At 46.0% G+C, this 20406-nt stretch carries 20 protein-coding genes, 1 tRNA gene and 2 pseudogenes; 5 read left to right on the forward strand and 18 right to left on the reverse strand.

Translation table 11 applies throughout. The features are described from left to right. Positions 1 to 194 precede the first annotated feature (194 nt). The gene (locus tag JCM11969_RS12830; protein WP_054711767.1) at positions 195 to 635 is read left to right on the forward strand and encodes an OsmC family protein; all 441 of its coding nucleotides are present in this window, start codon (positions 195 to 197) and stop codon (positions 633 to 635) included. Positions 636 to 764: 129 nt separating this feature from the next. Here JCM11969_RS12830 and JCM11969_RS12835 read toward each other — a convergent pair whose 3' ends face one another. Continuing rightward, positions 765 to 1166 (reverse strand): pyridoxamine 5'-phosphate oxidase family protein, encoded by a 402-nt coding sequence (locus JCM11969_RS12835; protein ID WP_054711801.1) that lies wholly within the window; start codon positions 1164 to 1166, stop codon positions 765 to 767. 241 nt (positions 1167 to 1407) lie between these two features. Between JCM11969_RS12835 and JCM11969_RS12840 the strand changes: the two are divergent. After that, positions 1408 to 2575: pseudogene (locus tag JCM11969_RS12840) on the forward strand (DUF2075 domain-containing protein). A gap of 84 nt (positions 2576 to 2659) precedes the next feature. Here JCM11969_RS12840 and JCM11969_RS12845 read toward each other — a convergent pair. Beyond that, entirely contained in the window at positions 2660 to 2917 is a 258-nt protein-coding gene (locus JCM11969_RS12845; RefSeq protein WP_156319364.1) for an MDR/zinc-dependent alcohol dehydrogenase-like family protein, read from the reverse strand. 21 nt (positions 2918 to 2938) lie between these two features. Here JCM11969_RS12845 and JCM11969_RS12850 point away from each other — a divergent pair, with 21 nt between their 5' ends. After that, positions 2939 to 3121 carry a hypothetical protein gene (locus JCM11969_RS12850; protein WP_056987345.1) on the forward strand — a complete coding sequence of 61 codons (183 nt, stop codon included), beginning with the start codon at positions 2939 to 2941 and terminating at the stop codon, positions 3119 to 3121. An 81-nt stretch (positions 3122 to 3202) separates the two neighbouring features. Here the strand turns inward: JCM11969_RS12850 and JCM11969_RS12855 are convergent, their stop codons facing one another. The 5 genes and pseudogenes from JCM11969_RS12855 to JCM11969_RS12875 all read right to left on the reverse strand — a co-directional run bounded on the left by JCM11969_RS12855 (position 3203) and on the right by JCM11969_RS12875 (position 8114). After that, positions 3203 to 3799 carry a hypothetical protein gene (locus tag JCM11969_RS12855; RefSeq protein ID WP_054711773.1) on the reverse strand — a complete coding sequence of 199 codons (597 nt, stop codon included), beginning with the start codon at positions 3797 to 3799 and terminating at the stop codon, positions 3203 to 3205. 663 nt (positions 3800 to 4462) lie between these two features. After that, complete coding sequence (locus JCM11969_RS12860) at positions 4463 to 4783, reverse strand: thiamine-binding protein (RefSeq protein WP_054711775.1); 321 nt, start codon at positions 4781 to 4783, stop codon at positions 4463 to 4465. A gap of 145 nt (positions 4784 to 4928) precedes the next feature. Then, complete coding sequence (gene rlmH, locus JCM11969_RS12865) at positions 4929 to 5408, reverse strand: 23S rRNA (pseudouridine(1915)-N(3))-methyltransferase RlmH (protein WP_054711778.1); 480 nt, start codon at positions 5406 to 5408, stop codon at positions 4929 to 4931. A 498-nt stretch (positions 5409 to 5906) separates the two neighbouring features. Beyond that, a pseudogene (locus JCM11969_RS12870) lies at positions 5907 to 7164 on the reverse strand (S1C family serine protease). A gap of 143 nt (positions 7165 to 7307) precedes the next feature. Further along, positions 7308 to 8114: an MBL fold metallo-hydrolase gene (locus JCM11969_RS12875; protein ID WP_054711780.1), complete on the reverse strand. Its 807-nt coding sequence runs from the start codon at positions 8112 to 8114 to the stop codon at positions 7308 to 7310. A gap of 480 nt (positions 8115 to 8594) precedes the next feature. On the opposite strand from JCM11969_RS12875, the gene JCM11969_RS12880 reads away from it, so the two are divergent. After that, positions 8595 to 9182: an NADPH-dependent F420 reductase gene (locus JCM11969_RS12880; protein WP_054711782.1), complete on the forward strand. Its 588-nt coding sequence runs from the start codon at positions 8595 to 8597 to the stop codon at positions 9180 to 9182. A 764-nt stretch (positions 9183 to 9946) separates the two neighbouring features. Here the strand turns inward: JCM11969_RS12880 and yycI are convergent. The 4 genes from yycI to yycF form a co-directional block, all read right to left on the reverse strand. Further along, complete coding sequence (yycI, locus tag JCM11969_RS12890; protein ID WP_054711786.1) at positions 9947 to 10708, reverse strand: two-component system regulatory protein YycI; 762 nt, start codon at positions 10706 to 10708, stop codon at positions 9947 to 9949. Positions 10709 to 10732: 24 nt separating this feature from the next. After that, positions 10733 to 11953 (reverse strand): hypothetical protein, encoded by a 1221-nt coding sequence (locus JCM11969_RS12895; protein ID WP_054711788.1) that lies wholly within the window; start codon positions 11951 to 11953, stop codon positions 10733 to 10735. Positions 11954 to 12019: 66 nt separating this feature from the next. Further along, positions 12020 to 13894 carry a cell wall metabolism sensor histidine kinase WalK gene (gene walK, locus JCM11969_RS12900; RefSeq protein WP_082409350.1) on the reverse strand — a complete coding sequence of 625 codons (1875 nt, stop codon included), beginning with the start codon at positions 13892 to 13894 and terminating at the stop codon, positions 12020 to 12022. A 266-nt stretch (positions 13895 to 14160) separates the two neighbouring features. Beyond that, positions 14161 to 14880 (reverse strand): response regulator YycF, encoded by a 720-nt coding sequence (gene yycF, locus JCM11969_RS12905; RefSeq protein WP_054711790.1) that lies wholly within the window; start codon positions 14878 to 14880, stop codon positions 14161 to 14163. Between the two features lie 333 nt (positions 14881 to 15213). On the opposite strand from yycF, the gene JCM11969_RS12910 reads away from it, so the two are divergent. After that, positions 15214 to 15286: transfer RNA gene (locus JCM11969_RS12910), tRNA-Lys, on the forward strand. Positions 15287 to 15807: 521 nt separating this feature from the next. Here JCM11969_RS12910 and JCM11969_RS12915 read toward each other — a convergent pair. The 7 genes from JCM11969_RS12915 to JCM11969_RS12945 form a co-directional block, all read right to left on the reverse strand. Beyond that, positions 15808 to 16008 carry a cold-shock protein gene (locus tag JCM11969_RS12915; protein ID WP_042522391.1) on the reverse strand — a complete coding sequence of 67 codons (201 nt, stop codon included), beginning with the start codon at positions 16006 to 16008 and terminating at the stop codon, positions 15808 to 15810. A gap of 118 nt (positions 16009 to 16126) precedes the next feature. Next, positions 16127 to 16498: a hypothetical protein gene (locus tag JCM11969_RS12920; RefSeq protein WP_054711791.1), complete on the reverse strand. Its 372-nt coding sequence runs from the start codon at positions 16496 to 16498 to the stop codon at positions 16127 to 16129. A 173-nt stretch (positions 16499 to 16671) separates the two neighbouring features. Then, positions 16672 to 16941, reverse strand: a complete 270-nt coding sequence (locus JCM11969_RS12925) for a head-tail connector protein (protein WP_054711793.1) — start codon at positions 16939 to 16941, stop codon at positions 16672 to 16674. Positions 16942 to 17065: 124 nt separating this feature from the next. Continuing rightward, positions 17066 to 18601 (reverse strand): phage major capsid protein, encoded by a 1536-nt coding sequence (locus JCM11969_RS12930; protein WP_054711795.1) that lies wholly within the window; start codon positions 18599 to 18601, stop codon positions 17066 to 17068. Further along, positions 18598 to 19698 carry a phage portal protein gene (locus JCM11969_RS12935; RefSeq protein ID WP_054711797.1) on the reverse strand — a complete coding sequence of 367 codons (1101 nt, stop codon included), beginning with the start codon at positions 19696 to 19698 and terminating at the stop codon, positions 18598 to 18600. Before JCM11969_RS12935 ends, JCM11969_RS12930 begins: the two co-directional genes overlap by 4 nt. Continuing rightward, positions 19695 to 19892, reverse strand: coding sequence for a hypothetical protein (locus tag JCM11969_RS12940; RefSeq protein ID WP_042522387.1), 198 nt, complete (start codon positions 19890 to 19892; stop codon positions 19695 to 19697). Before JCM11969_RS12940 ends, JCM11969_RS12935 begins: the two co-directional genes overlap by 4 nt. Beyond that, positions 19852 to 20406: terminase TerL endonuclease subunit (locus JCM11969_RS12945; protein ID WP_225353298.1), on the reverse strand; the 555-nt coding region annotated here is incomplete at its 5' end. The genes JCM11969_RS12940 and JCM11969_RS12945, both read right to left, overlap by 41 nt.

Consider the following 20406-nt stretch of genomic DNA (forward strand, 5'->3'; position numbering starts at 1 on the left):
CGTCATTTAGGGTTAAATGACGTAGAATAGCGAAAATGGGGCATTAAATTGACGGTGAAAACCTCTCAGATTTACCCAATACCGTCACATTCCTAGCCACCTGTTCGACACTTACTAAAACCAAGTGTCCATTCCAGACTTTTTCGGCTGAGCCTGCTACACTGTGCGTAATTAAAGGAGTAGGAGGCATCATCATGACTGAAAAATCACTGTATCATACGTATGTTCAGAACCATAACGGCTTAACTGGCACGAGTTTTGTTGAAGGTGACGAAGCGTTAGCACTTGGTGTATCGAGTTCACTGATCGACGCACCGGGGACTAATCCGGAACAGTTCATCGCCTTTGCGTTATCAACTTGTTTTAACGCCACTATTCGCATCGTTGAAAATCGGGAACACACCGCAGCAGATTCACAATTGCGGACCCGGGTCGATATTGAAAAAGATGATATCGGCTACAAGTTCATTGTTGAGGCCCAGATTCGCATGCCTGAACACACCGACACCGAGGCCCAGGCCATCATTGACCAAGCCTTAAACGAATGTCCAGTAGCTAAGTTATTAAAGGAAAACGAGAACGTTTCCTTCAAGCTCGTGGACGACTTTAATGACGAGCCAACTTATGGCGAATAGCCTCATGAAAAAACGCATCTGATTCAAACCTCGTTAGTGAAACGAAGCTTGAATCAGGTGCGTTTTTTAAAGCAACAGGTCGTTTAAAACCGGCGTACAGTCAGCCTGTAAACGACCTGTCTGTTGTTTTTATTCTTGATACAGTTCCCCAGCCTTAGGACCGGGATCCAGTGTCCAAATAGTGTCAATATCGATCACACCAGCAGCTTTCGGTGCCGGATGATGCCCCTCTTCCGCCCATTTTTGGGCATTCTCAAAGTACTCGCCCTCGCGATACAGAATAGCTTTGCCGCCAAAACGGTAGCCGCGCATCTCTTTTAGATTGGCGAAAGCCACCAGTACTTTTCCGTTGGCATCAATGTCCTTCATGATCGTTTTACCTGTCATTTCGTTGTAGATCAGTCGGTGATCGTCCAAAACGCGCAAACTCATTTTTGGTCCCAGATCCGGTTCGCCGTTTTCATCAACTGTCGCGATAAAGCCTAAATTGTGGGCAATGTATGCCTTCATATCATCCGTTAATGTTGCCATCATATCGTCTCCTCCAAAGTAGATATTGTGCTTCTGCCCGTATTATAAGACTGTTTCTCAAATTCAGTGCCCACAACGCTCCCGATTCGCACATCCCGAACACACGTGGCCAACCTGCTGTAAATCGCGGTGCCGACGAAAGAAATTTCAGCACGATTGTGTTTAACTGATATAATGGAAAAGGCTTTTTACCAGACATTAAGAGCGACATACAGATTAGGAGCATACCATGACTAAACCAATGAACAAGGTATTAAAGGCACAATTTTTCGTCGATGATCTATCCGACGACCAAAAAACTGTCATCACCGACATTAACGATTACATCGGCCAAGGTCTTCACGGCAAGGACCACTCGATCGCCATCATCGAAGGCGCCGCTGGGACCGGGAAATCCGTCGTTTTGATGGAACTCGTCCGCCAGTACATGACCAATAAGCGCTACAAAACAGCGCTGGTCGTAAATCACCCGGAACTTTATAAAGCCTATCGTGAAATGGGCACCGCGATTCCTGGCATGGACGTCAGCACCATTCGCCGGCCAACCTCGCTGATCAACGATGCGCAAAAGAACCACAAAAAGTACGACATTATCTTCGTCGATGAAGCACACTTGTTGTACTCAAAATCAGAACCCTACGCACACTATCGCGGGCAAAACCAGCTGACTGATTTAATGGATCTGGCCCAGGTCGTCGTGGCCGTTTACGATTTTGAACAGGTATTTCAATCTAAGATGTATTGGGACAAGGACCTCCTGTTTAAAACCATCGGTCGCCACCCTTATAAGCAGTTCGACATGAACTTTCAGTATCGGATGGTCGCCAGCAACGAACAAGTTGCGTGGATGGACGATCTGACGGCCGAAAAACCAATGAAACCCTTCCCCGACAACAGCACCTTCGAATACAAGGTCTTCGATACTGCGGGCGCTGTTTGAAAAAATCAAGGCCCGTAACAAGGAAGTCGGCATGAGCCGAGTCGTGGCCACATCTGGCTTTCCGCGGATCGACGGGCGTCACAACGTTGAAATGGACTCGTTCAGCCTGCCGTGGGACGAATGAGATCCGCAACGCACGCCGTGGGCAAAGCGGGAAGGCTCAATCACCCAAGTCGGAACCATTTACACGCTGCAGGGATTCGACCTCAACTACGTCGGCATGATCATTGGCCCATCTTTTGGCTACGATGCCAAAACGGACACGATGACCGTGATTCCTGAAAAGTACTCCCACAAGGAAGTCTTCAAGAAGCGCAAGGATATGACCTTTAGCCGCGATGAATACAAGGCGTTTATTGCGAATGTGCTGAACGTTTTGATCAAGCGCGGAAAGTACGGGTTATATTTGACCGCCTACGATGATGCATTACGAGCACGATTACTGGAATTAGCTGAAACCGGAAAATAGTCTGTCATTTAAAAGCACGTTAGCTACCCTGAATGAGGTTAGCTAACGTGCTTTTTTATGTTTAAATACTATCCAGATTGCTACTCAGGGCTTTAAGACAATTTTCCTAGCACTCTGACCACTTTCCATCAGTTCATGTGCTTGCCTGCCGTCTGCTAAAGCAAAAACCGTTGGCTTTCGCACGAGCAAATTACCGACAACGTGGTACGCAAATAATTTTTCAAAGCGAGCTTGACGGCTCATCTGATCAGTCAGATAATCCCACAGGTCACCCGTCATCAAGCTTTTTGAAGCGCTCATCATTGTGACCGGATCGACCACGCTTGGTTGGCCCTGCATCATCTGACCAGCAAGGCAGCCTTGATGAACGATTTAGTTGATCCAGCAAAGGCAAAACTAATCCCTAGTGGGTTGGTCGCAACCTTGCGCAACGTTCTGTTTAATAGTATTCACGCGATTTTTATCGCAGCCCTGGTATTGCTGGTCTTGTCAGTTGTGACGTTGCCGCTGATTAGGAACTCGCAAGGTAGCGAATCAAACAACTAGGCAACCTAGCTGACTTCATAACAGTAAAAAACACCCCACAGTCGCATCAGCGACCATCGGGTGTTTTATTGGTTTGTGTGATTAAGCCTTTGGCAGCGGTGCTTTCAACTGCGGGCCCTGACCACGATGGGCCAAGATCCAATCATCACCGTACCACATTTCCGTCTTTTGCCGACCAGCAGGGTAATCCCAAATGTTCAACCGCTCGAATTCGACGATCTCACTAGTTGGTCCTAGACCGATCCATTCATAACTGCCATAATCAATTGTGTTTGCGTACTTTGCCCAGAGTAATGGGAACGATACCGTTTCGCCAGCTGCGTTCACATATGACCGCGTTTGCCCGTCCAAGATGCGCAACTGTTCGAGCCGTTTGCGGTAGTCAGGATCAACGTCCTGCCACACGTGTTCAGCGATTCCGTACGCTTCTTTCTCGTCAGGCATTGGCCCGGAAAGCGGATGCGTCAACGCATTGTACGAGTACAGAAACCCATCGTCGTCATACATGACGGTCACATGTTCACGATTGAGTGCTTCCTCCGGCAAGTCAGCTGGCTGATACCGACGAAGATGCACCTGTTTGCCATTCCGAGAGACCAGTTGATCATAAACGACCTGGTACCCTTCTGGAATCTGAAAGTCACGGTAACTTCGGTTGTTAATTTTAAGTGCTGTCATTGCGTTCTTCCTCTCAACGCTATGGGTATCCGCAGTCCTCATCGATTAAGAGTGATGAGGCTTTTAATAGCCATAATGGCAGTATTATATGCTTAGTTAGTTGCGAGCGCAAGTATAAAGTTTCATGTGGAACATTTTGCTGATGTTTAATCACTTAAACTGGTGAGCCGCTACTGTGGCTGCCGTCAGATTAGACCATCCGCGTCATCGATATCAATGAACAAGCACTGATAACAACGGCTGAGAGTATGGTAACCTGTAAAAAAATGGAGGTGTCGTAAATGAATAACAAAATCATCAAAGACATAGCCGTTTCAACTCGAGTCAGTCCAGTTATCCATTAACAGGCAAAAGCGAACTTAGCCCAACAGGGGTAATTATTCCTGAATATCTTCGCTTGTCTTTACTGAAGGCGGCAAATAACGAAGGCCGTATCGTTTATTTTTTAGAATCACCAATAGCTAATGAAGCAAAAAAGATGTAGAAATGAATCAATTTGAAACAATTGGCTCCCTATCCGACTTTGAATTTTGGATTGACAGCTTAGAAAAAAATTAAATCAACTATCAAACCAATCTGCCGCGAATTAAGCATAGCAACATAAACAGCCCTTAGCCAAAGTGCTGAGGGCTGTTTATGTATCAATACCTTACCTACAGACGACTAACCTTGTTGCTCTTCATTATGTGCCCGATATTTAGCCAACTTTTCATCAGTGGTCAAAATATGTTCTTCGGGTGCGTAGGACAACTTAATGTAGTTGCTGATCTTTGCTGCGCCGCTTTCGGTAACAGAGACTTGAATTTTATTGATCAACTTAATGAGCGCCTCTAAATCGCCTTCAACTGTGGTTTCAAAAGCACCGACCTCGTAAGAAAGGCCGCTAGCATCGATCTCTGCGATTGCGACATCCACCAGCCTTAACATCTCTTTTGTTGACGCTGCTTCTGGTAATACTTGAATTGCCATAACTGCATTTGCCATATGACTCGCTCCTCTGGAATTGACTTGTATTTTGATGATTAGCTTTATTGTACGTTCATTTATCTAACTGAACAATCAATTATTCTAATGTGGCCGCCAGTTTGCCATTTTTCGTTTAATTCTACTTTAGAAACTAAAACCCGCATCACTTATGATACGGACTCCCCTCATTAATCATAAACGCCCGGTAGATCTGCTCAGTCAGCACTAACCGCATCAACTGGTGCGGTAACGTGAATTTCCCAAACGAGATCTGCGTGTCTGCCCGTTTCAAAACAGACGGATCCAGACCCAGCGACCCGCCGATCACAAAGGTAATATCTGAATGGCCGTAGGTGGTGAGGTCCTTGATCTCCTTAGCAAACGCCTCGGAGGTGCGCTCCTTACCAAGAATCGCCAGCGCGAAGACATACTCGCGGTCCTTGATCTTATCCAGGATCCGCTCGCCCTCCTTTGCCATGACCTGGGCCATTTCAGCATCGCTTAATGACTCCGGCGCTTTTTCGTCTGGCACCTCGATAATTTGAAACCTACAGAAGCGTGACAGGCGTTTCGCGTATTCCTGAATCCCCTGTTTAAAGTACTTCTCCTTTAATTTACCAACAACGACTAACTTAATGTTCATAACTTTTCCCTTCTCATCTTACTTATCCACAAAGTTATCCACAGGCTAATTCACATGATAGCCCTTTCGTTTCTCAGTTCGTTTTAATACCAATTCAGGTATACCAATTTAGGTTTCAAGCTGTTTTCAGTCTCCATTTTACCGAACAAACGCCGTAATAGCAACGTCTTCATCAAATTCGATAAATTTGACGTTTAGTTATCCACAGGCTGTTAATAAATTAAAACTAAAACTTGGCTCAGCCTGTTAATAACAGGTTTCTGCTCACTATTTGAGTTATCCCCAAAGTTATCCACAGGTTCTGGTGGACAAGTCCGGATTTCGAAATTTATCTGTGGAATCCGCTTACTACATTCGCGTTTATGACGAAAAACAGTCGACTTTTCCCAATCTTTCCCGTTGTAAATAACCCGAATATTCGACTTTCTCAAAACACGTCAAAAACGCCGCAACCGGTTGGTCCGATTGCGGCGTTTTCAAGTTATTTTTCTTTAATGATTAGTTGTTTAACTGACTCGTCGTTTCAGTCAACTTCACGCTGACCGTCTTTTCCTTACCATTACGGTAGTACGTCAACTTGATCGTATCGTTGACCTTGTGCTCGTACAATAGGTCGCGGACGCTGGTCGTTGAAGTGACCTTCTTACCGTCAATGGCGGTAATGACGTCATACTTCTTCAAACCAGCTTTACCGGCAGGTGTCGATGACCCTGGCGTCGTCATCACAACGGCCCCGTTTGAAACGCTTGATGGCAGCTTCAAGACAGACTTTTGTTGTGCCGATGAGATCTCGGACAGATCAACATACTTGATGCCCAATGCTGGTCGAACGATCTTCCCATTCTTGATCAACTGGTTGATAATGTTGACCACTTCGTTACTTGGAATGGCAAAGCCCATCCCTTCAACGCTGGTCCCTTCACTGTCAGTTGCCAGTTTCATCGAGTTGATCCCGATCACTTGGCCTTCAAGGTTCAGCAGCGGCCCACCGGAGTTCCCAGGTTGATGGCCGTATCCGTTTGAATAACCGTGGCTGTCCCGTTCGATGTCGTCACGGACCGTTTCTTAGCTGAAATGATTCCTTCAGTCAGCGATGAGGAGTAATCGGTGCCCAGTGGCGAGCCGATTGCCAGTGAAGTTTCACCGACTTCAATGTTGTCGGAGTTCCCAAACGAGGCAACACTCTTCACATCCGTGCCGTTGATCTTCAACACAGCCAGGTCGGTTACGGAATCCTTACCCACTAACTTAGCAGTCAATTTCTTACCATTGCTCAAAACGACTTCCAGCGCGTTTGACCCGCTAACCACGTGATTGTTCGTCACAATGTAGGCGGCGTTGCCGGACTTCTTGTAGATGACGCCAGAGCCTCAGAACTCGTTTGTAACGTACTGTCAGAGCTTGAACTGGAGGAACTGCTGCTGTTGCCGAACAAGCCGCTCAGGCCATCAGACGATGAACTTTCCTTTTGCAGATTGATCACGGAAACAACGGCTGGTTTTACCGCTTTATACACCTTTGACGCCTGAGAATTGACCTTCACGTTAAGGGTGCTGGTTTTCGCCGTTCCACCACTATTTGAACCGGTTGGTACAGCCGATGAGTTGTGATTACTAATGTAGTTGGCCCCGCCGTACACGGCACCACCGCCGACTGCCCCAGCAACGAGTGCCGTAACAGCAACTTTTGTTAACAACCCACGATTGTTTGAACGTTTTGGTTCTTCTGGTTCGTTTGAATTCGGTTGATTATCCATAAGATCGCGCAAAAATGCGCTTCCCTCCCTTAACTTCTCAATTTATACCTAACTGCGGTATGTGATAACTCTATTTTAAATTCAAAATATGAAAAATGTTTGAATAATGACGCTACAAATACGTAAGTTTTTTATAAGTAACCCTAAAGCGTCACTAATCCGCTAGCCTTTTCCGGATCTGTATCAAGGATCTTGAAGTCGTGATCAACGCCAAAATCGTGGTCTTCCATGATGGAGGCAACGGTCAAATGGGCCAGCGATTTCATGTTGTTTTCCTGACTTAAATGGCCGAGGAAAATACGCTTCGTCCGGTTGCCTAAAACGTCCATCATGACATCCGCGCCATCCTCGTTTGACAAGTGACCCGTGTCACTGAGGATCCGTTGCTTCAGGGGCCAAGAATAGCCGCCCATCCGCAGCATTTCCACGTCATGGTTACATTCCATCAGGTACCCATCCGCGTTGCTGATAACGCCTTCTACGTGGTCTGAGACGTACCCAGTATCCGTTAAAATGACAAAGCTCTTATCGCCACTATGGAACGCATAAAACTGCGGTTCCGCGGCATCATGCGACACCGTAAAACTTTCAACGTCCAGGTCGCCCATACTGAGTGTCGTGTCCGGCGCAAACAGGTTCTTCTGGTCGGTGGCCACGTTCCCAATTTTGGGTGCCATGGCATCCCAGGTGCCTTCGTTCGCATAGACGTTCAGCCCAGGATAACGACGTGCAAGGATGCCCACACTCTTGCGATGATCACTATGTTCGTGCGTGACAAACAGCGAGTCAACGTCGTTCATATCCTTCCCAATGGAGGCCATGAGGTTGGCAATCTTTTTGCCGCTCAACCCAGCATCAACTAGGACTTTGTGCTCGTTTGTTTCGATATAGGTGCAGTTGCCAGTACTCCCACTGGCCAGCACGCAGACTTTAAGCCCATCATTTTCCATCACATTCTCTACTTCCTTTTACCTTAATTACTTGAATCTGGTGACGCAACAAGGTGAATTTTCACCATGTGCGAAAACTTTTTTGATCAGCTGTCTGCTAATTTATTAGTCACTCACTATTAGACCGCATTTTGGGGAAAAAGGCAATTATAGAGTGCGGAAGAAGGGCGGTTAAGGGGCGGAGCATAAGGGCGACTGGGCATAAAAAACCGGGCCTGGTTTTTGTGCCAGTTGCCCTTATGCAGTAGCCCCTTGCCCTTCAGGAGCACGTTTCGACGCCAAATAAGCAAAGCACCAACGCTGACCGATTCTCTAGCAATAAAACCATATCGGGCATGAAAGCACAGAAAACTGAAAACAACATAGAAAGACAGCACACTGTAAAAAATCAGACTACAACAACTACTCCAAAAGCCCAATCAGTTGACCCAGCCCCACCAAACACCTACACTTACTCAAAACAGCAAAGGACGTGACACAATGGCAACAATTGGCGTAATCGGAAGTGGTCACATTGGCGCAACTCTGGCCAAGCAACTCATAGCAGCTGGCAACACCGTCATCATGAGCAACAACCATGGCCCAGAATCACTCAGCGGTTTAATTAAGGAACTCGGTCCTAATGCCAAAGCTGGTACACCAGCCGAAGCGGGTAAACAACCAATCGTCGTGCTGGCTGTTCTTCGTCCAGGCGTTGCCGACGTGGTAGCACAAACGCCAGACTGGACGGATAAGATCATTATTGACGCGACCAACGAACTGGGTCCAGACACGTATACAGATCCGGCTTATCCCGGCAGCGAATTGGTTGCCCACTTAGCACCCAACGCCCACGTCATCAAGGCCTTCAACACCCTGTTTGCCCGTTATATGACGGGGCAAACAGCAGCCGGCAAACGTGTTCTGTTCTACGGTGGTGATGATGCTGACAGCAAGCAAACTGCAGCCACCCTCTTCGAAAAGATGGGCTACGCACCAGTTGATCTGGGGACGCTAAAGGAAGCGGGGCCGATGATGGAATTCGGTGCACCACTTTCTGGTACCCACTTTATTCAACCGGACGAATAAGTGTTACATCTATACGGAAACGACTTGGTGAGCCTAGGTCCTTTTTATTTTTCACTGTGCCCCATGTAACCTCCCGTCACTGCAAATTCCTGAAATAACCACCGTTGGCGAGACTGGTGGCATGATAATCCATTGTTAGGATAATTGATTAAGCATAAAAATAGCTTAAGAGCGTGGAAGAAAACGGGTTGAGACCAGAACGTAAGGACAGGTAGTGGGAAATCCTGGGCTTGGATTTATCACTGCCTGTCCTTACGTAGCCGGTCTCAGTTTTCTGGAACGCGTTTCGGCTATGTTGCAATTAAGAAGATAAAATAAAAACCCCTCAGTCTTCGGTTCTAATCGAACCGGGCTAAGGGGTTTTTGTTTTTGAATTTCAGTTATATGCTACTTTAAAAACCAGTTTTTATTCAGCCGAGTGCGCCTTGCGACGTGGTTTCTGGCAGCAGAGCCGAAACGTGTTCCGCAAGGCAAGGGGCGGCCATGTAACGGACTCTGGCAAAAAATCCAGGCCCGGGATTGCGTGTTTTGTCTTCTGATAAGTTCTGGCTACTGGCGTTCTTGGCCTCGTAGCCGAAACGTGTTCCGCAAGGCTGAGGGCTACTGCGTAAGCCGACTCTGGCAAAAAATCCAGGCCCGGGATTTTCTGCCAGAGTCAGCTTACGCTCCGCCCTCAAAGCGCCTTGCTCCACACTCTCTAATTTATTGTAAAAATCTCCGAATTAGAATTACTACTCTGATTATTACTCCCGGTCTTAATAATCTCACCGGTATAGGCATTCACCCGCTTCAGGATCGTAGTTGATGAGCCGCTCATTCTGATTGCAAAGACCACGTTGGGATGAACACGTACTGCCTCGGGCCGTCAGCAGTCTTGTATAGGCGAGGTTGTCCCAGTCGACCCTCGCGCCGTTTGAGAGTTCGTTATATTGGTACAGCCACGTCAGCGCCTTTTCCTCCGAGATCGTCTTCGTCTTTTCCTTCAATAACTTAACGTCACTCAGGTAATTTTGACTGTAGCCGACAACTCGGCGTTCGCTATTCAGTGTGAACCGAATCTGGCCGTACTTGGAATAAACTGGGCCGGAAGCCACGCGTTGCACGTACACGACCTCTGTGTTGGTGGACAGCTGCTTACTATAGCTGTACGAATCACCAAACGCGACCAATACAGGATTGTCCACGATCTTATCTAACGTTTTCTTCGTCTTGCCCTTCGGTACGGTAACTGTGCGTTTAAATTCACTCACAAGTTCCGTGCCGTCAAACCGGTAGGACTGTTGTTGCAGTCCAGTGGCTTGCTGCCGCAACGCGGTGGTGTTATCCGCCGAGAAGTAGAACCCCTCATGCGCGCTGTTGGCAGGTTTATTAAAACTAATTTGGTCTTTTCGCATTTCTTCGAGAATGTTGCTGCCGCTGGATGAATCGGAGTTCGTCACGCTGCTGCGATTGTAAAAGACGAACAGGAAAACATCGATGGCGATGAAGATGATCAAGAAAATGCCCTGAATGCGTTTAAAGTTCATGAGTTGGTCCTCCTTCCCCCAAGCCTAGTTGTCATTGATGGCATCCGTGTACGGTTCCCACTTATGGTCGATCAAGACGTACCAGGTTGGCGACAGATTGACGGCCTTCTTGATATCGGTCGCCCGTGACCACTCATATCCTAATTTAATATCGGAGATCTTGCTCTGCTTGATACCCGCGTTTTTCAGATCCGCCATCAATGTTTTCATCGAAATCAACGTCGTCGTTGACCGTTCAGGTGGGATGGGAACCTGCAAACTATCCAGCGAGAAGTACATCCGGTATGACGTTTGATCCAGTGTCGTAAACCGAACTGCGCCGAACCCGGACTGGTCAAACACCGGCACCCCGCCAACGTAAGTCCGGAAAATCGTGGTGTCGTTACCGCTGTCATAGTAGAACAGCCGAATACTGTCCATTGGAATACCGACCATGACCATCTGCTTATAGGCATGGTTCATGGTGGAAAGGAAACTGCCGGACCCCGTCTTCGAGTTGTAGTTGGTAAACGTCACCGTGTCATTTGAATGATCAACGGTCATTTGCCGGAACCCGCGGTCGTTGTACTCGGTCTTGTTCTTTCGCCGTTTGACCTGAACGCTACTGCTATTATTAGTGGTCATAATTCGGTTGGCATAGTAAGTCTCTGTCTGTTGCGTGAGCTGAAAACTGTACGTTTTGAGCTTCACCGCGTTTGGATAGTAGACCAGCGGCTTGCCATTCAGTAATTTAATGTCGACCTGGTGCCGAACCATTTGATCGGACAGCACCTTCTTGAGTTTGTTGGAGTTGTTGCCCTTCAGCGTCACCCGATCGACCCGATAATTCTTATCATTTAACAAATACAGGTGGTTCGGATCATTCAACAGGATCTGAACCCGGTTGAACCGCATATTGGGAATCTTAAGATAATTTTGGAACACCTTGCGAAAGAAATTAACGGTCATCGATGTCTCGTAGTTCAGTAACAGCGTGTTTTTGCGGTGTAACTGTTTCAAATACTTGCTGCTGGACCCTTGGCTGACCGATTGAATGCTGGTCGATTTGAACCGGCTCATTTTATCGCGCAGCTGTGACACAATGTTGATCTGGCTATTGATCAGGATCTGTTGCTTGCCGGTCTTATTTGTTGAAATGATATAGGACGGCAAGTAAATATCCTGGAACGTTGTGTTATTCGTGTTATCGCTCGTTTTGGTGACCTTGGTACACTGTTGCCATTTGAATGGGCCGGATTGGTCCACATCATGCCGGAAAGTACCAAACTGAGTACCAGAGCAACGCCAAGACCAGTTGGTAGTAGTAATTGTCTAAACTTCATCCCAGAGATCGTCCCCCTCATCATAAGGTTCATACGGCAGTGAAATGTAGAACGTTGAGCCGTGTCCCTCACGAGATTCGACCCAGATCTTACCGCCTAGTGACTGGACAACTTCCTTTGAAATGGCCAGGCCAAGCCCAGTGCCGCCCTGTGCGCGCGACCGCGCTTTATCGACCCGGTAGAACCGGTCGAAAACGTGCGGAATATCGGCGCGCGGAATCCCGAGACCCTGGTCAGCGATACTCATAATGACGTTGTTGTGCGTTTCGATCAGGCGACAGGTCACGACCCCACCATCAGGCGAATACTTGATGGCGTTGTTCATGATATTATCGAGCACCTGCGTGAACCGGTCAGTATCGATCTCGACCCACAGATCACGCTTTGTAAACTCACGCTTGATCGTGTAGTGCTTGTCGGAGCGTTCATTTTGTTCGTTTGAGTCGATGATCATATCGAACCGGTTCAGCACGTAGTTGAACAGTTCATTCAAGTTTACCAGTTCCAGGTTCAGTTTCTGCGTGCCGGAATCCATCCGCGACAAGGTCAACAGGTCGTTGATCATGCGAATCATCCGATCCGTTTCCTCCTGCGTGACCTTTAAGAACTTCGGTGCAATTTCAAGGTCCTTCCAAGCGCCGTCAGACAATGCTTCAATGTAAGACCGCACACTGGTCAGCGGCGTCCGCAGTTCATGAGAAACGTTGGACACAAATTGCTTCCGGTCCTGATCGATCTTCTGCTGTTCCGTCACATCGTGCAATACACAAGCCAGCCCGCTGATAAAGCCGGATTCCCGTTGAATTAGTGAGAAGTAGGCCTGCAGGATCAGGTCGTGGTCGTCAGTCGAAAAGTCCAGCATGATTTCATCTGGGTCTTCCAACAGGTCACGTAACGTATACTGCTTGCGGATATTCAAAATATCCAGAATTGATTGGCCGATTGCTTGATCGGAATCGACATCCAAAAATTCCACGGCCGTTTCATTAATGATCGTGACATTTCCGCGTCGGTCAGTCGCAATGACACCATCAGTCATGTGCGCCATCACAGAGTTCAACCGCCGCCGTTCAGATTCCGTGGATTCCTGGGCTTCCTCCACTCGAACAGACAGGTTATTAACGGCAATCGCCAACTGCCCCAGTTCGTCATTTCCGTAAATTTTCACCTGACCAGAGTAGTCCCCACGAGCGATTCGCAGGGTCTGCTCCTTCATTTCAGTAATCGGCACAGTAATTGCCTGGGAAATAACGAGCGATAATATCAGTCCTAAGCCAACCGCAATAATCGCAGCCAGCAAATAAATGGTCGTTACCTGACTGATACTGTTATAGACGCTCTTTAAACTCGCCCTGATATACACCACCCCAACGGGCGTACTGCTCCCGCTGGATTGCTTGATCAAAGGCGTTATTTTCGTGTAGTAGTACTGGTTCGTTTCGGCGTCGTAAGTGGTTAATTCACTACCGCCGCTGTTATTATAAATGACTTTTTTAACGGCGTTATCCGTCGTTTTTTGGCCAACGATCGTTTGATTATTGGCTTCGTTCGTCCCCCGAATGGTGCCTTTGTTATCGATCACCCGAATTTCGGTGTTGGCCGTACTTGGGATGTTGGCATCGGACAGAAGAATGCGGATCTGCTTGTTGGCAGACGTCGTACTTGTCCGAGACAATTCATTGGTCAAATTCGTGCTCACGTAGCGTTGAAGGGAGATCTGGTTCTTAAACGTTCGCAGGTTTTGTGATTCCAGCTGCTGAACGAACACTGCCCCAACAATTTCCAACGTAATGATCAGCATCATTGCAAACACAAACGCAATCTTAAATTGAATCGACTGGTACCATCTTAGTTTTCGTTTCACTTAATGCTTACCCCTTTTAGAGCGTGGAGGAAAACGGGAGGAAGCGGAGTGTAAGGTGACTCTGGCGTAAATGCCGAACTTGGCATCTACGCCAGAGTCGCCTTACATGCAGCTTTCTGTTTTCCGAAACGCGTTTCGGCACGGTGGTCAAGAAAGAATGCTCTCTTGTAAGCCAACTCATCCGAAAGAAAATAGTAGTCACCAAATTTGCACACACCAAAAAAGCCAGTCTTCAGGCTAAAAACGACAACCGACACTCAAACCCTTTAGGCTTGGGCGGCATCGCCATCGGTGTTACGCAAATAGTACCCTACCCCGCGTCGTGTCACGAGCCAGGTTGGGTGACTTGGATTGTCTTCGATCTTTTCACGGAGACGACGAACCGTGACATCAACGGTTCGAACGTCACCAAAATAGTCATAGCCCCAAACCGTTTGTAATAAATGTTCCCGGGTCATGACTTGGCCGATATGTTGGGCCAAATAGTGTAATAATTCAAATTCACGGTGGGTCAGCTCAATGTTTTGACCCCGTTTCGATACTGAATAAGCATCCGGGTGAATCACCAGGTCGCCAATTTCAATATCCTTATTTTCCTCTTCTTCCGGTGCAGCGGTACTAACAGTGTTTTGACGCCGTAAGTTTGCCTTGACCCGCGCAACCAGTTCCCGGTTAGAGAATGGCTTAGTAACATAGTCATCAGCGCCCAATTCAAGCCCTAAGACCTTGTCCAATTCGGAGTCTTTAGCGGTAACCATGATAATCGGCATATCGTGCTTCATGCGCACCTGACGTGCCACTTCAAGACCGTCAACCTTAGGTAACATAAGATCCAAAATAATCAGATCGGGGTCGACCTCTTCTACTTGTTGCAACGCTTCTTCACCATCTTGGGCAACAGAGACGTCGTAACCTTCCTTTGTTAAGTTAAACTTGATAATATCAGTAATTGGTTTTTCATCATCGACAACTAGAATTTTTTTCATCTGAATGTATCCTCCTTCAGATAACGATTCGTTTCAAGTAGGTTAAAGTTATTGTTTTAAGTGCTTTTCGGTTAATATTGATTCAAGTAGCACGGCCTGAACCAACGATTTCAGGAATTTGTGTTGACGATTGGTCTACACAACGCTTATTATATCACAGTATTCCTGATTACGCAGAGCACCGGTAACACCGTTCTATCACGCTTTTTGCAAAAAAAACAACAAAATGCAAAAAAAATCAAAAAAGTTGTTGCCAACTCTAAATCTACATGATATTATATTTAACGTTGATTGATTGAGCAACACATCAACCGCAACACATTTTAAAGATATGGGCAGTTAGCTCAGCTGGCAGAGCAACGGACTCTTAATCCGTGGGTCCAGGGTTCGATCCCCTGACTGCCCATCATATACTATTAACCAGTTTTCATGCAGTGTCATAAGCACCGTGATTACTGGTTTTTTTGTACTTTTAACGCCGGTACCGTTGTCATTAGATGTCATTGTTTTTCAAAAAAAGTAAGCCAATTGGTAAGCCAAAAATATAACAAAAAAGCCACTGTTTCCAGTGACTTAATACTTGCGCGGGGCAGTGACTGCTAGCCAAATTGGTTAGCAGTTTTTTTATTTATCAATATAAAAATAATCTTTCGGTGCTTCAGATGGCCGGCCACGTTTCCAATGACTATTTACTGAGCCATATTTACTAGGTACAGGATCAGGACTCATAGCTACAAATCTTCGCCCAACTGAATCCATGAATATGTTGATTCGACTGTACTCTCTAGTTGGTGTAACAAGCGTACAATTTTCGTGATTAATGCCATAAACATCTATAAAATCCATATTATCACATTGCTTTCCTGTATGCCTTTAATAAAAAAAGAACTGCTCCATCAAAAGCAGTTCTTCATAATATTAGACAAATTATTGTGGAACAACATTAGTCGCTTGAGGTCCTCGATCGCCTTGTTCAACATCGTAACTAACTTTTTGCCCATCGTCAAGACTCTTAAAACCGTCAGTTTGAATTGCTGAAAAGTGTACGAATACATCTTTATCATCTGAACCAGTGATAAACCCAAAGCCCTTATCAGCATTAAACCATTTTACAGTACCATTTTGCATATATATATCCTCCTAGGAATCAAACCAAAGTAACCAAATTGAATTAACACCTAAGAAAATAATAGATAGCAAAGATGAATGATACTTATAACTTCCGAACATGTCAATTTAACTAACTCTAACACTTTAATTCGCTGTATGCAACCCTAAATAATTCAAGCGCACAGTTTTTCATATAATTAAATTTGCTGGTGTTAACGGATAATCGTTCGCAAGCCTCGTTTCGGGTGAAACGTTTCTCAATAACATAATCGTGTAGGATAAATTGATACTGCGGATCATGGATCGCATTTAGCGCGTCATCGACCTCTTTCAGCTGATAAGATAGGTCAACATGGTTCACGAGGCTATTTTCAACGCCGTTGCCGCCACTGTGACTAGGAGCCACGCTTAAAGCCGGACTAGATACCTGACTAAACGTCCGAATTTCCTGTTTTAGTTTGGCATACTCTTTTAATAGATTACGAATCTTCTTAATATCTTGACGCATTGGAATCACACTTTCTGATTCCAAATATATGTATAAGGAGAGGGAGCCGCAATCTGCGACTCCCTTACTAACAATGAATTAAATGAATTACCCAAGGACACCTATATTATAACATTAAATTTAATAATTTTCACTTCTTTTATATTAAAGTGAAATAAATTCATCAATGCTTTTTATTCACTTATCAGCCCACGGAGTTGCTGGATCATGCTAACTACTTGGTAAGGAGTCTGCTTCATATCTACCACCGGGTTTTGATACCAGAATTGCGTTAGCAACGACACTGCAAAATCATATTGCTTATATTGGGTTAAATCAGCCGTAGTGCTAACAGCGGTCTGAATATATTCCTTAGCAGAATCTAAGTAGCCCAGAATTAAGGTATCATCTTCGGTCAAGTCCAATCGTAAGCTGGTTTTAATATCATCAACCGTCACAGCCATATCATCACTTCCTTTGTGGGGGTAACGATTCGTTCCCCCTTAGTTTTAATTTATGTATATAGGGGGTGTCCAAAGTGGCTCCCCCTTGTATGGGAGTGGCGAATTAACACCCCTTTATTTTCTTCTATTTACCGCTGGTTGCTGTTCCTAGTGCCACATTAATCGCAGCAGACTTATCAATCACTTCATAATCGTTCCGCACGATCACTGATAATCCTTGGCTGAACTGGTCGAACTTGTCCCATTGGGCGGTTACTTGGTTACGCCGGAAAACAGCCACGGCTTGTGACAAGTCCCCTACAATCATTGGGAACGTCCCGTCAGCGTTGTTGGCCAGTAACTTGTCACTAATCATGACGACTGGCGCCCCTAACAAGGTGAAGCCACTGGGTGCCGTTGGGTTCGGTTGTAATAGGTAACGCCCTTCGGAATCTTTCAAGGTATCAAGGTAGTTGAAACCGGACTGGTTCACTAACCACATTTTGCTCAAAGCGGGATCTAGCGCCACATTGAAAATCTTTTTGAGATCATCAATATTGGTAGCCGTTGCTTTGGCGAAACTGGTTCCCGTTAACAGGCCCATAATTTGGGTATTGTCAGTGTTATCAACCAATTGTTGTAATTGTGTTTTAACTTCGCTAACAATATCAACTTCGGCGTCTTCCACCACTTCATTAGATAAGGCAATTTTACCCGCACGGGTCTTCACATCAAACGGCACTTCCGTAAACATATTCGCATTAACGTCCGCAATATCGGCGAGTTCTTCCTTGGTGGCCAGTACGGCTGATTGTCGACTAGTCGAGATAGGATAAGTTCCAGAACCACTAGAGACTTGCTTAACCGTCGCATATTGGGCGAGATTGTAGGTGGATTGCTTTAATTGGAAAACAGGGGTGATCAGTTCCTTAGGAATAACCGCACTGGCACCACTCGTATTCAATCCGTCTCGGGTTTCACCGTGGCTTCGTACATAAGCTTCAAAGGCAGGAACACCGGTCTTGTTGTCATCTTCATTCGTGTTTGGATCAATAATTGTTTGCTTTGCCATATTATCAGGCTCCTTTTCTTGATTGATAAATTTTTCGTAACTACGCGTATCAACTTGTACATTCGTATCATCGTAAGCAGGAACAGCCACTACTGACACATCGAACAGACTTTTGACTTGATTAATGGTGCGCGTGATATTGCCATCGTCATCTTTGGTCCATTCGTCGGTGTCGTCGTCACTATCAAAGCCAAATGAGCAGGAATCAACGTTCCCGCTTTGAACTTCTTCGTAAACATCATTAGCAAACGACGTATTCGGTAGTTGCGCAATGAAATGTAGCCCCTTGTCGTCCGTTTCTAGCGTTAATGTTCCCGCCTTAACACTGGCTAACACTTGAGTGTAGTCGTGGTTATTGAGCATAAGAACGTTTGATAAATCGACACCATCAAGCGCCTTGGGGGTTACGATCTCGGTAAAACCACCTAAATCTTTACTTGGTGAGTTCCATACAATTGCGTAACCACTAATTGTTTTGCCCTTGTTTGTTTGGGAACCTTTAGGTTGCGGGTCTGCTGAATTTTCAGCTGGCCCATCTTCGGGTGTTTCTGGTTGTGGTGTTTGTGCTCGCAATTCGGCGTCAATCGTTAACCGTCGGTCTTGTTTCATGAATTAGTCACTCCATTCTTTTGTAAGTTTAGGAAAATATCGCCATCGTCAGTTGGTGGCAGGCCAATCTTGGCCCGGGCTTCATTGCGGCTCATAATGCCACCCGTAAATCCAGCCACCGCTTGGGCTTGCTGGGTCTGCGGATCAAGGCTCAATAATTTGTCCGTATTGAACGTGAAGTCATGGCCAAGCTTGAATGATAGTTCGCTGGTGAAGCTATCGAAGTAATGCTGTAACGTCCCTTGTAGATACTGCACGCCACTTTGCTCTTGGTTAGAATGATCGTTTTCAACCCCTAAGCGCTCCGGTGGTAAGCCAAAGGCTTTAGCAATTTGTCGGGTCGTCCAGTCATTAGAATTGACCAGCTTTAATACATCGGTATTTAAGGGTAGATTGCTAATATCCATACCATCATCAGTGACAATCGTATTAACCGCGTTTTCTCCGGTTGTAGTTTCATCAAACTGTTTTCGGACGTTTTCTTTGGCTTCTTTGCCTAAGTCCGTTTGGTGCAATTTAACAATGGTGGTGCCGTGCACGCCGGCAGTAAAAAAGCCGGTTAGCAATTTATTGCCGGCCGACTGAATCTGGCGCTCATCTTTGAGGGCATATAGTGGACTGATCCCCGATACCCCGTCTTTGGTGAAATATTTGAAATGCAAAATGTTGTTAGGCGCGATCTGACGACACGTTCCACTGGTTGGCGTATAAGTATAGGTCAACTTGCCGCTCACATCGTCTTGCTCAACCACCAATTGATTGTTTGGAATCAGTTTAAGGGTGTGATTAGGCAAAATCTCCGCGAAGCTATTGCCATTAAGAAGCAGGTTGGCCGCCAAGGCATATTTAAAATGGTAACCGTCCATATTGCTATTCGGGTTCTGATTAATCATGGTATTAAAAATGGCCGTATCACAAACGATCGGGTTGCTGGCAATATCACTGGCGATAATATTAATGGCCGCATAAATATCGCTATTCCGTAGCACCGCCGCACTCACAAACGTATAGGGGTCATTACTAGACAGACTAACCAAGGCGTCAGCCACTGGATCATGAGTGCCACTGGTGGTGCTTGCTTTAACAAAAATGCTCATGGGTTCACCTCCTTTTCTTCATAATTAATCAGTAGTGCCAAAACGATCAGGCTAACTCCGGCCAGCATGATGGCTGCATACCACCCTAGCCAACCACCGACACCAACGACTAGCAGAATCAGCCCCATAATCAGCAGGATTGCAGATAGGTAATTAGAACAGATCTGTCGCAGTCGCATAATATTCGTTCGCATGTTGGTTCGCCTCGCTTTCTTGGTAATAGTCCATACCGGCCACATAAGCATTAATTAACGCCGCTATCGGGTCAATTCGGTTGCTATTGCGTGCCTTATCCAATTGCCAACCATTATTTAACACTTTCAAGATGGCGTTATTGACCGCATAAGCGAGAATCTGATTGCCATTGTGTTTAATGTGACCCGCATACAGCTGATCACGGAAATTTCGGGTGGGAATATTCAAGGTCAACGTCCCTTGACGCACTTCAAATAAAGGATAATTCAATTTTTCGAACTTAGTGATTAAGGTTTGGGCGTTGTATGGATCATAGGCCACGGCTTTCACTTTCCAGTTATATTGCCCGACTAATTGCTGTACATAGTCAAATAGCGCATCGTAATCAATAATGCCGCTGTCTAGTCGGGTGATACTACACTCGCCCGCCCGTTCCATCGATCGGTAATCAATACCATCACGTTTAATCTTAGAATCTAGGCCGTATTTAGTCCCCACAAACGCATGACTATC

It is taken from the genome of Secundilactobacillus paracollinoides DSM 15502 = JCM 11969 (assembly GCF_001311135.1).
Lineage (GTDB): Bacteria > Bacillota > Bacilli > Lactobacillales > Lactobacillaceae > Secundilactobacillus > Secundilactobacillus paracollinoides.

Coding starts and splice junctions, on each gene's coding strand:
- JCM11969_RS12860 (WP_054711775.1), bottom strand. CDS start 4,783: ATGGCAAATGCAGTTATGGCAATTCAAGTATTACCAGAAGCAGCGTCA.
- rlmH (WP_054711778.1), bottom strand. CDS start 5,408: ATGAACATTAAGTTAGTCGTTGTTGGTAAATTAAAGGAGAAGTACTTT.
- JCM11969_RS12880 (WP_054711782.1), top strand. CDS start 8,595: ATGGCAACAATTGGCGTAATCGGAAGTGGTCACATTGGCGCAACTCTG.
- JCM11969_RS12830 (WP_054711767.1), top strand. CDS start 195: ATGACTGAAAAATCACTGTATCATACGTATGTTCAGAACCATAACGGC.
- JCM11969_RS12940 (WP_042522387.1), bottom strand. CDS start 19,892: ATGCGAACGAATATTATGCGACTGCGACAGATCTGTTCTAATTACCTA.
- JCM11969_RS12875 (WP_054711780.1), bottom strand. CDS start 8,114: ATGGAAAATGATGGGCTTAAAGTCTGCGTGCTGGCCAGTGGGAGTACT.
- JCM11969_RS12930 (WP_054711795.1), bottom strand. CDS start 18,601: ATGAAACAAGACCGACGGTTAACGATTGACGCCGAATTGCGAGCACAA.
- JCM11969_RS12835 (WP_054711801.1), bottom strand. CDS start 1,166: ATGGCAACATTAACGGATGATATGAAGGCATACATTGCCCACAATTTA.
- JCM11969_RS12920 (WP_054711791.1), bottom strand. CDS start 16,498: ATGCGTCAAGATATTAAGAAGATTCGTAATCTATTAAAAGAGTATGCC.
- JCM11969_RS12850 (WP_056987345.1), top strand. CDS start 2,939: ATGAACGATTTAGTTGATCCAGCAAAGGCAAAACTAATCCCTAGTGGG.
- JCM11969_RS12935 (WP_054711797.1), bottom strand. CDS start 19,698: ATGAGCATTTTTGTTAAAGCAAGCACCACCAGTGGCACTCATGATCCA.
- JCM11969_RS12845 (WP_156319364.1), bottom strand. CDS start 2,917: ATGATGCAGGGCCAACCAAGCGTGGTCGATCCGGTCACAATGATGAGC.
- yycF (WP_054711790.1), bottom strand. CDS start 14,880: ATGAAAAAAATTCTAGTTGTCGATGATGAAAAACCAATTACTGATATT.
- JCM11969_RS12925 (WP_054711793.1), bottom strand. CDS start 16,941: ATGGCTGTGACGGTTGATGATATTAAAACCAGCTTACGATTGGACTTG.
- JCM11969_RS12855 (WP_054711773.1), bottom strand. CDS start 3,799: ATGACAGCACTTAAAATTAACAACCGAAGTTACCGTGACTTTCAGATT.
- JCM11969_RS12915 (WP_042522391.1), bottom strand. CDS start 16,008: ATGCAAAATGGTACTGTAAAATGGTTTAATGCTGATAAGGGCTTTGGG.
- yycI (WP_054711786.1), bottom strand. CDS start 10,708: ATGAACTTTAAACGCATTCAGGGCATTTTCTTGATCATCTTCATCGCC.